The organism is Streptomyces sp. NPDC060205 (assembly GCF_042728395.1).
Taxonomy (GTDB): domain Bacteria; phylum Actinomycetota; class Actinomycetes; order Streptomycetales; family Streptomycetaceae; genus Streptomyces.
In genome coordinates, this window is record NZ_JBHWZP010000315.1 from 1 (window position 1) to 10,519 (window position 10,519).

Below are 10,519 nucleotides of genomic sequence, written 5' to 3' on the forward strand. Positions count from 1 at the left end.
CACCCCCACCGGCCCGCAGCCGAACAGCGGGCCGGCTTGCCTCCGCCCCTCAGGGGCGCGGGGAACTGCGCGGCTCACCCCCACCGGCCCGCAGGCGAGCGGGTGCCCGGGGCCGCGGGCCGGTGGGGACGCGCCGAAGCGCGAGAGCGCTACGGCTTGGCGTTCCACTCCGCCAGGACGGGGCGACCATGCTCCAGCGAGAGCCGGCTCACCGTGGCCGTGTCCAGCCGGAACAGCCGCCCGTGCGACGCGGGCAGCCCGAGCCGCCGCGCGGTCAGCACCCGCAGGAAGTGGGAGTGGGCCACCAGGACCACATCCCCTTCGTCGAGCGCCTTCGCCGCGTGCGCGAGCACCCGGTCGGCCCGTTCGCCCACGTCGGCGGGCGACTCGCCCGTGTGCCCGTCCGGACCGGGCGGTACTCCGTCGTTCCACAGGTACCAGTCGGGACGCGTCCGGTGGATGTCGACGGTCTTGACACCCTCGTACGCCCCGTAGTTCCACTCGTGCAGATCGGGGTCGACGACCGCCCCGGTCAGCCCCGCCAGTTCCGCCGTCCGTATCGCGCGCTGGAGCGGACTGGTGAGCACGAGCGCGCAGGTCCGCCCGGCGAAGAGCGGGACGAGGGACTTCGCCTGCTCCTCGCCGTGGGCGGTGAGGGGCAGGTCGGTCCAGCTGGTGTGCTGCCCTGACCGGCTCCACTCGGTCTCGCCGTGCCGGACGAGAAGAAGATCGCCCATGATGTCTGCTTCTCCTACTTCGCGGACTCGACGGCGTGGCCGCCGAACTGGTTGCGCAGTGCCGCGATCATTTTCATCTGCGGCGAGTCGTCCTGCCGGGACGCGAAGCGGGCGAAGAGCGACGCGGTGATCGCGGGCAGCGGTACCGCGTTGTCGATGGCCGCCTCGACGGTCCAGCGGCCCTCGCCGGAGTCCTGCGCGAAGCCGCGCAGCCGCTCCAGGTGCTCGTCCTCGTCCAGCGCGTTGACCGCCAGGTCCAGCAGCCAGGAACGGATGACCGTGCCCTCCTGCCAGGACCGGAAGACCTCGCGCACGTCCGTCACCGAGTCGACCGCTTCGAGCAGTTCCCAGCCCTCGGCATAGGCCTGCATCATGGCGTACTCGATGCCGTTGTGGACCATCTTGGAGAAGTGCCCGGCGCCGACCTTGCCCGCGTGCACGAACCCCGCGTCGCCCTCCGGCTTGAGGGCGTCGAAGATGGGCTGCACCTTCGCGATGTGCCCGGCATCGCCGCCGACCATCAGCGCATAGCCGTTCTGCAGGCCCCACACGCCCCCGGAGACGCCGGCGTCGACGAAGCCGATGCCCTTGGCCGCCAGCTCCTCGGAGTGCCTCTCGTCGTCCGTCCAGCGCGAGTTGCCACCGTCCACGACCACGTCACCGGGCTCAAGCAGCTCACCGAGCTCGTCGATCGTGGACTGGGTCGCGGCACCGGCCGGGACCATCACCCACACCACCCGCGGACCTTCGAGCTTGCCCACCAGTTCGGCCAGGCTGCTCACGTCGGCGAGCTCCGGATTGCGGTCGTATCCGATGACGGTGTGGCCCGCGCGGCGGATGCGCTCGCGCATGTTGCCGCCCATCTTGCCGAGCCCGATGAGACCGAGCTGCATCGCAGTCATGTCAGTTCACTTCTTCCGGAGAGTGCGGTACGTGGCCACGAGGGCGCTGGTGGAGGAGTCGAGGCCGGGGACGTCGGCGCCCTCGGTGAGCGCGGGTTCGACGCGCTTGGCGAGGACCTTGCCGAGTTCGACGCCCCACTGGTCGAAGGAGTCGATGTGCCAGATCGCGCCCTGGACGAACACCTTGTGCTCGTAGAGGGCGATGAGCTGGCCGAGGACCGAGGGGGTCAGCTCGGGCGCGAGGATCGTGGTCGTCGGGTGGTTGCCCTTGAACGTCTTGTGCGCCACCAGTTCCTCGGCCACGCCCTCCGCCCGCACCTCCTCCGGCGTCTTGCCGAAGGCGAGCGCCTGGCCCTGGGCGAAGAGGTTCGCCATCAACAGGTCGTGCTGGGCCGCGAGTTCGCCGCCCAGTTCGGCGACCGGGTTGACGAAGCCGATCAGATCGGCCGGGATCGTCTTCGTCCCCTGGTGGATGAGCTGGTAGTAGGCGTGCTGCCCGTTCGTCCCAGGCGTTCCCCACACCACCGGGCCCGTCTGCCAGTCCACCGGATTCCCGTCCCGGTCCACGGACTTGCCGTTGGACTCCATGTCCAACTGCTGCAGGTACGCCGTGAACTTGGACAGGTAGTGCGAGTACGGCAGCACCGCGTGCGACTGCGCGTCGAAGAAATTGCCGTACCAGACACCCAACAGGCCCAGGAGCAGCGGCGCGTTGGACTCGGCGGGGGCCGTGCGGAAGTGCTCGTCGACGAGGTGGAAGCCGTCGAGCAGTTCCCGGAAGCGGTCCGGGCCGATCGCGATCATCAGGGACAGGCCGATCGCGGAGTCGAACGAGTAGCGTCCGCCGACCCAGTCCCAGAACTCGAACATGTTCGCCGTGTCGATGCCGAAGTCGGCGACCTTCTCCGCGTTCGTCGACAGCGCCACGAAGTGCTTGGCCACGGCGGCCGGTTCACCGCCGAGTCCGGCGAGCAGCCAGGACCGCGCCGAGGTCGCGTTGGTGATCGTCTCAATGGTGGTGAAGGTCTTCGAGGCGACGATGAACAGCGTCTCGGCCGGGTCGAGGTCGCGGACGGCCTCGTGCAGGTCGGCCCCGTCGACGTTCGACACGAACCGGACCGTCAGATCCCGGTCGGTGAAGGCGCGCAGCGCGTCGTACGCCATCGCCGGGCCCAGGTCGGAGCCGCCGATGCCGATGTTGACGACGTTGCGGATACGGCTGCCGGTGTGGCCGGTCCACTTGCCGGAGCGGACCTGCTCGGCGAAGCCGGCCATCCGGTCGAGCACGGCGTGCACCTTCGGCACGACGTTCTCGCCGTCGACCTCCACGACCGCGTCCCGCGGGGCGCGCAGCGCGGTGTGCAGGACCGCCCGGTCCTCCGTCGTGTTGATCCGCTCGCCGCGGAACATCGCGTCGCGCAGGCCGAACACATCGGTGGCGGTGGCGAGTTCCTGGAGCAGCGCGAGCGTCTCGTCGGTGATCAAATGCTTCGAGTAGTCGATGTGCAGGTCGCCCACGCGCAGGGTGTAGCGCTCGGCGCGCTCCGGGTCCGTCGCGAACAGCTCACGCAGGTGCGCGTGCAGGAACGGCCCGGCCCGGTGGTCCTCCAGAGCGGTCCACTCGGGGCGGTGGGTGAGCTTCGGTGAGTCAGACACGGCTCTCCCTCCGGGTGTCGTCCCCGTGCAGGGCGACGGCGTACATCTCGTCCGCGTCGAGCCGCCGCAGTTCCTCGGCGATCAGCTCGGACGTGCTGCGGACCTTCAGTGCGAGGGTGCGCGAGGGCTGGCCCGGCAGGGACAGCGTCGCGAGGGGGCCCTCGGGGCGGTCGATGACGATCTCGCCGTTCTCGGTGCCGAGCTTCACGGCGGTGACCACGGGCCCCGCGGTGACGACCCGGTCGACCGTGACCTGGAGACGGGCCTCCAGCCAGCGCGCGAGCAGTTCGGCGCTCGGGTTCTCGGCCTCGCTCTCGACGGCCGCCGAGACGATCTTCGTGCGGGCCTGGTCGAGGGCGGCGGCCAGCATGGAACGCCACGGCGTGAGCCGGGTCCAGGCGAGGTCCGTGTCGCCCGGCGCGTACGCGGCGGCACGCTCCTCCAGGGCGTCCAGCGGGGTCTCCACCGCGTACATGTCGGTGATCCGGCGCTGCGCGAGGGCGCCCAGCGGGTCCTTGACCGGGACCTTCGGCGCGTCCACCGGCCACCAGACGACGACGGGCGCGTCCGGGAGCAGCAGCGGCAGGACCACCGAGTCGGCGTGGTCGGACACCTCGCCGTACATGCGCAGGATGACCGTCTCGCCGGTGCCGGCGTCCGCGCCGACCCGTACCTCGGCGTCGAGGTGGGAGTTCGTGCGGTCGCGTGGCGTACGGGCGTGCCGCTTGATGACGACCAGGGTGCGCGAGGGGTGCTCGTGCGAGGCCTCCTCGGCCGCCTTGATCGAGTCGTAGGCGTTCTCCTCGTCCGTCACGATGACCATCGTCAGGACCATGCCCACGGCTGGCGTGCCGATGGCGCGGCGACCCTGCACGAGGGCCTTGTTGATCTTGCTTGCCGTGGTGTCGGTCAGGTCGATCTTCATGGCCTGCGCCAGCTCCGTCCGTCTCGTGCGAGCATCTCGTCGGCTTCCCCGGGACCCCAGGTGCCCGAGGCGTACTGCGCGGGCTTGCCGTGCGTGTCCCAGTAGCCCTCGATCGGGTCGAGGATCTTCCAGGACTCTTCCACCTCCTGGTGGCGGGGGAAGAGGTTGGCGTCGCCGAGCAGTACATCCAGGATCAGGCGTTCGTACGCCTCCGGGCTGGACTCCGTGAACGACTCGCCGTACGCGAAGTCCATCGACACGTCCCGGATCTCCATCGACGTACCCGGCACCTTCGATCCGAAGCGCACCGTCATGCCCTCGTCCGGCTGGACGCGGATGACGATCGCGTTCGCCCCCAGTTCCTCGGTGGCGGTGGAGTCGAAGGGGGAGTGCGGGGCGCGCTGGAAGACGACGGCGATCTCGGTGACCCGCCGGCCAAGACGCTTGCCGGTGCGCAGGTAGAAGGGGACGCCCGCCCAGCGGCGGTTGTCCACCTCCAGCTTGACGGCCGCGTACGTGTCGGTCGTCGACCCGGGGTCGATGCCGTCCTCGTCGAGGTAGCCGCGCACCTTCTCGCCGCCCTGCCAGCCCGCCGCGTACTGGCCGCGGACCGTGTGCTCGCCCAGGTTCTCCGGCAGCTTCACGGACTTGAGGACCTTGAGCTTCTCGGTGAGCAGCGAGTCGGCGTCGAAGGCGATGGGCTCCTCCATCGCGGTGAGCGCCATCAGCTGCAGGAGGTGGTTCTGGATGACGTCACGGGCGGACCCGATGCCGTCGTAGTAGCCCGCGCGGCCTCCGATGCCGATGTCCTCGGCCATCGTGATCTGTACGTGGTCGACGTACGACCGGTTCCAGATGGGCTCGTACATCTGATTGGCGAAGCGGAGCGCCAGGATGTTCTGGACGGTCTCCTTGCCGAGGTAGTGGTCGATCCGGAACACCTGCTCCGGGTCGAACACCTCGTGCACCACGCGGTTCAGCTCGCGCGCGGTCTTCAGGTCGCGGCCGAACGGCTTCTCGATCACGCCGCGCCGCCAGGAGCCCGCGGGCGCCTCGGCGAGGCCGTGCTTCTTGAGCTGCTTGACGACCTTGGGGAAGAACTTCGGCGGTACGGAGAGGTAGAAGGCGTAGTTGCCGCTCGTACCCCGGGACTTGTCCAACTCGTCGACGGCGGCGCGCAGTTGCTCGAACGCCTGGTCGTCGTCGAAGTCGCCCGGGATGAACCGCATGCCCTCGGCGAGCTGCTGCCAGACCTCCTCGCGGAACTCGGTGCGCGCGTGGTCGCGGACCGAGTCGTGCACGATCTGGGCGAAGTCCTCGTCCTCCCAGTCGCGCCGCGCGAACCCGACGAGCGAGAAGCCCGGCGGCAGCAGGCCGCGGTTGGCCAGGTCGTAGACGGCCGGCATGAGCTTCTTGCGCGACAGGTCGCCGGTCACCCCGAAGATGACGAGACCGGAAGGCCCGGCGATCTTCGGCAGCCGACGGTCCTGCGGGTCACGGAGGGGATTGACCCACCCGTCGCCCTGCTCCAGCACCTCGGCGAGCGACTGAGGCGCCAGATCGGCGGCGGTCGCGTCGGCGGTCGCGACCGCCGACGTGTCCACGGCGCCCGACGCCGAGCCGTCCGCGCCGGCGGCGGCAACGGCCTTCGCACGACGAGGCGAGGCCTTCTTGGCACCCACGGTCTTCGCGGCACCCGCGGTCTTCGCGGCACCCGCACTCTTCGTGGCGCCCGCGGCCTTCTTGGCGACGGCGGCGCTCTTGGTACCCGCGGTCTTCGCGGCGCTTGCGGTCTTCCTGGCGCTCGCGGCCTTCTTGGCCCGCGGCGCCCGGTCGGGCCCGGGCCCGGAGGCGCCCGGTTCCGTACCGGCCGCCTCCGTCGGGGCTCCCTCGGGAGGGTTCTTGCTCATTCGCCGTCAACTCCCTTGCTGTTCAGCGAGACCGTGACCGCGTCCAGCAGCTCGTCCCAGGCCACCGCGAACTTCGCGACGCCCTCGGTCTCCAGCTGCCCGACGACCTCGTCGTACGAGATGCCCTGCTTCTCGACGGCGTCCAGGTCCGCGCGGGCCTGGGCGTAACCGCCGCTCACCGTGTCGCCGCGGATCTCGCCGTGGTCGGCGGTGGCGTTCAGCGTGCCCTCGGGCATCGTGTTGACGGTGCCGGGCGCGACCAGCTCGTCGACGTACAGCGTGTCCTTGTAGGACGGATCCTTGACGCCGGTCGAGGCCCACAGCGGACGCTGCTTGTTGGCGCGGGCGCCACCGAGGGCGTTCCAGCGCTCGCCGTCGAAGACCTGCTCGTACGCCTCGTACGCGAGCCGCGCGTTGGCCAGCGCGGCCCTGCCCTTGAGCGCGAGGGCCTCGTCCGTGCCGACCTTCGTCAGCCGCTTGTCGATCTCGCTGTCGACGCGGGAGACGAAGAAGGAGGCGACGGAGTGGATGGTGGCCAGGTCCAGCCCCTTGGCCTGGGCATTCTCCAGGCCGGCCAGGTAGGCGTCCATGACCTCGCGGTAGCGCTCAAGCGAGAAGATCAGCGTGACGTTGACGCTGATGCCGAGGCCGATGACCTCGGTGATCGCGGGCAGTCCGGCCCTGGTCGCCGGGATCTTGATCATGACGTTCGGGCGGTCGACCAGCCAGAAGAGCTGCTTGGCCTCGGCGACCGTCGCCTTCGTGTCGTGGGCCAGGCGCGGGTCGACCTCGATGGAGACCCGGCCGTCCCGGCCGCCGGTCGCGTCGTACACGGGCCGCAGTATGTCGGCGGCGGCGCGGACGTCGGCGGTGGTCATCATCCGTACGGCCTCGTCGACCGTGACGCGGCGGGCGGCGAGGTCGGCGAGCTGCTCCTCGTAGCCCTCGCCGGAGCCGATCGCGGCCTGGAAGATGGAGGGGTTGGTGGTGACGCCGACGACGTGCCGGGTCTCGACGAGTTCGGCGAGATTGCCCGAGGTGATGCGCTTGCGGGACAGGTCGTCGAGCCAGATGGAGACGCCTTCGCCGGAGAGGGACTTGAGGGGTTCAGCGGTGGTGACGGTCTGGGTCACAGTGATCATCTTCCTTCGTGCAGTCGGATCAACCGCGGGCGGCGGCGACGGATTCCCGCGCGGACGCGGCGACATTCTCGGCGGTGAAGCCGTACTCGGCGAACAGGACCTTGGCGTCGGCGGAGGCACCGAAGTGCTCCAGGGAGACGATGCGTCCGGCGTCACCGACGTACCGGTACCAGGTGAGACCGATGCCCGCCTCTACCGCCACACGGGCCTTCACGGCTGTCGGCAGGACACTCTCCCGGTACTCGGCGGACTGCTCCTCGAACCACTCCACGGACGGCATCGACACCACCCGGGTGCCCACTCCCTCGGCTTCCAACTGTTCGCGTGCCGCCACGGCGAGCTGCACCTCGGAGCCGGTCGCGATCAGGATCACCTCGGGCGCCTGGGTGGAGGAGTCGCGCAGAACGTAGCCGCCCTTCGCCGCGTCGGCATTGGCCTCGTACGTCGGTACACCCTGACGGGTGAGGGCCAGGCCGTGCGGGGCCGGCTGCACCGCGTGCCGCCGGGTGATCTCGGCCCACGCGATCGCGGTCTCGTTGGCGTCGGCCGGGCGCACGATGTTCAGCCCGGGGATGGCGCGCAGCGAGGCCAGGTGCTCGACCGGCTGGTGGGTCGGGCCGTCCTCGCCGAGACCGATGGAGTCGTGCGTCCACACGTAGGTGACGGGGAGCTGCATGAGCGCGGACAGGCGGACGGCGTTGCGCATGTAGTCGGAGAACACCAGGAAGGTGCCGCCGTAGACGCGGGTGTTGCCGTGCAGCGCGATGCCGTTCATCTCGGCGGCCATGGAGTGCTCGCGGATGCCGAAGTGGATCGTGCGGCCGTACGGGTCGGCCTCGGGCAGCGGGTTGCCCTTGGGGAGGAACGACGACGTCTTGTCGATGGTGGTGTTGTTCGAGCCCGCGAGGTCGGCGGAGCCGCCCCACAGCTCGGGAAGCACCCCGCCGAGCGCCTGCAGCACCTTGCCGGAGGCCGCGCGGGTCGCCACGGACGTGCCGGTCTCGAACACCGGCAGCGCGCTCTCCCAGCCCTCGGGCAGCTGTCCGGCCACGATGCGGTCGAAGCGCTTCGCGTGCCCGGGCTGCGCGGTGCGCCACTCGGCGAGCTGCTTGTTCCAGGCGGCATGGGCCTCGGCGCCGCGGTCGAGGGCGCGCCGGGCGTGGCTGAGGACCTCGTCCGACACCTCGAAGGACTGCTCGGGGTCGAAGCCCAGGAGGCGCTTGGTGGCCGCGATCTCCTCCGCGCCGAGCGCCGAGCCGTGCGAGGCCTCCGTGTTCCGCGCGTTCGGGGCGGGCCAGGCGATGATCGTGCGCATCGCGATGATCGAGGGCCGCCCGGTCTCGTTCCTGGCGGCGGTCAGGGCCTCGTACAGGGCGGCCACGTCGATGTCACCGGCCGTGTCGCCGTCCGTCGAGGGCTCGATCCGCTGGACGTGCCAGCCGTAGGCCTCGTACCGCTTGAGCACGTCCTCGGAGAACGCGGTGGCGGTGTCGCCCTCGATGGAGATGTGGTTGTCGTCGTAGAGGAAGACGAGGTTGCCGAGCTTCTGGTGGCCCGCGAGCGAGGAGGCCTCGGCGGAGATGCCCTCCTCCAGGTCGCCGTCGGAGACGATGCCCCAGATGGTGTGGTCGAAGGGGGACTCGCCCTCGGGGGCGTCCGGGTCGAAGAGGCCGCGCTCGTAGCGGGCGGCCATCGCCATGCCCACCGCGTTGGCGACCCCCTGGCCCAGCGGTCCCGTGGTGGTCTCGACCCCGGCCGTGTGACCGTACTCAGGGTGTCCCGGCGTCTTCGAGCCGTGGGTGCGGAACGCCTTCAGGTCGTCCAGCTCCAGCTCGTAGCCGGAGAGGAAGAGCTGGGTGTAGAGCGTCAGCGAGGTGTGGCCGGGGGAGAGGACGAAGCGGTCGCGGCCGGTCCACTCCGGGTCGGCGGGGTCGTGACGCATCACCTTCTGAAAGAGGGTGTACGCCGCCGGGGCCAGACTCATCGCGGTGCCGGGGTGGCCGTTGCCGACCTTCTGCACGGCGTCCGCCGCCAGCAGCCTGGCCGTGTCGACGGCTCGCCGGTCCAGGTCGGTCCACTCCAAGCCGTCAGGTGTCTGCGCGCTCATCTTCAACAAATCCTCACCGAAAGCCAGATAACTGCTCTGATGCCTTCAACCTTAAAAGTCAGACTTTTACTGGGGAAGGTGCCCCTGTGTCAGCCTTTGGTGAAAGTGGGACAACGATCGCGGGACCGAGCCGGTAAGAGAAGGACATGGCGGACACAAGTACTCAATTCGAGGATGGATCCAAGGGCGGGTACGAAGGCGGGTACGAGGGCGAGTACGGAGTCGGGCACGAGGGTGGACGTGAGAGCGGACAGGACGACGGCCGGACCGGGATCAAGACCTTTCCCTTCCCCGTCGACCTCAGCGTCCTCGGTGTGGGTATGCAGGTGGGCCCGATGGAAGCAGGCCGCAGCTGGCATTCGGGTGAACAGATCGAACGCGTCCACCGCATCGACTTCCATGTCGTCCTGCTCTTCACGGGCGGCCCCGTCCGCCACATGATCGACTTCGACGAGTACGAGGCCGGGGACGGCGAGCTCCTGTGGATCCGGCCCGGCCAGGTGCACCGCTTCTCCTCGGCGGCGGACTACCGCGGCACGGCCCTGATCATGCAGCCGGGCTTCCTGCCCCGCGCCACCGTCGAGGCGACCGGCCTCTACCGCTACGACCTGCCCCCGCTGCTGCGCCCCGACCGCGACCAGCTCACCGGACTGGAGAACTCCCTCGCCCAGCTGGAGCGCGAGTACGTCGACACGCGCACCCTGCCGCTCAGCCTGCACACCGCCGTGCTGCGGCACACCCTGACCGCGTTCCTGCTGCGCCTGGCCCATCTGGCGGCCGGCGCCGCCGACGCGGCCCACGCGCAGGCGGACAGCACCTTCACCCGCTTCCGCGAAGCCGTCGAGAAGGGCTTCGTCACCAACCACAGCGTCAGCGCCTACGCGGACGCCCTCGGCTACTCCCGGCGCACCCTCGTCCGCGCGGTCCGCGCCGCCACCGGCGAGACACCCAAGGGCTTCATCGACAAACGGGTCGTCCTGGAGGCCAAGCGCCTGCTGGCCCACACGGACATGCCGATCGGCCGCATCGGTGCCGTCGTGGGCTTCCCGGACGCGGCCAACTTCTCCAAGTTCTTCACCCAGCACACGGGCACGACCCCGGTGGCGTTCCGGGCGGAGCTGCGCTGACACGGCTGTGGAG

General features: G+C 70.0%; 8 protein-coding genes. 1 reads left to right on the top strand and 7 read right to left on the bottom strand.

Translation table 11 applies throughout. The annotated features are described in order from the left end of the window. Positions 1-149 precede the first annotated feature (149 nt). From ACFWGJ_RS35775 to tkt, 7 genes are read right to left on the bottom strand one after another with little or no spacing between them, the layout of a single operon-like run. A complete protein-coding gene (locus ACFWGJ_RS35775; RefSeq protein ID WP_387332936.1) occupies positions 150-737 on the bottom strand; it encodes a histidine phosphatase family protein in 588 nt (195 codons plus the stop codon). Between the two features lie 14 nt (positions 738-751). Next, entirely contained in the window at positions 752-1,630 is an 879-nt protein-coding gene (gene gnd / locus ACFWGJ_RS35780) for a phosphogluconate dehydrogenase (NAD(+)-dependent, decarboxylating) (protein WP_387332950.1), read from the bottom strand. Between the two features lie 15 nt (positions 1,631-1,645). Then, entirely contained in the window at positions 1,646-3,295 is a 1,650-nt protein-coding gene (pgi, locus tag ACFWGJ_RS35785; RefSeq protein ID WP_387332938.1) for a glucose-6-phosphate isomerase, read from the bottom strand. Further along, positions 3,288-4,220, bottom strand: a complete 933-nt coding sequence (gene opcA, locus ACFWGJ_RS35790) for a glucose-6-phosphate dehydrogenase assembly protein OpcA (protein ID WP_387332940.1) — start codon at positions 4,218-4,220, stop codon at positions 3,288-3,290. The genes pgi and opcA overlap by 8 nt, the downstream gene beginning before the upstream one ends. Beyond that, entirely contained in the window at positions 4,217-6,130 is a 1,914-nt protein-coding gene (gene zwf / locus ACFWGJ_RS35795) for a glucose-6-phosphate dehydrogenase (protein ID WP_387332942.1), read from the bottom strand. The genes opcA and zwf overlap by 4 nt, the downstream gene beginning before the upstream one ends. Next, positions 6,127-7,272, bottom strand: coding sequence for a transaldolase (tal, locus tag ACFWGJ_RS35800; RefSeq protein WP_387332944.1), 1,146 nt, complete (start codon positions 7,270-7,272; stop codon positions 6,127-6,129). The genes zwf and tal overlap by 4 nt, the downstream gene beginning before the upstream one ends. 19 nt (positions 7,273-7,291) lie before the next feature. After that, the gene (gene tkt, locus ACFWGJ_RS35805; protein WP_387332946.1) at positions 7,292-9,379 is read right to left on the bottom strand and encodes a transketolase; all 2,088 of its coding nucleotides are present in this window, start codon (positions 9,377-9,379) and stop codon (positions 7,292-7,294) included. 146 nt (positions 9,380-9,525) lie between these two features. On the opposite strand from tkt, the gene ACFWGJ_RS35810 reads away from it, so the two are divergent. After that, a complete protein-coding gene (locus tag ACFWGJ_RS35810) occupies positions 9,526-10,506 on the top strand; it encodes a helix-turn-helix domain-containing protein (protein WP_387332948.1) in 981 nt (326 codons plus the stop codon). Positions 10,507-10,519 lie beyond the last annotated feature (13 nt).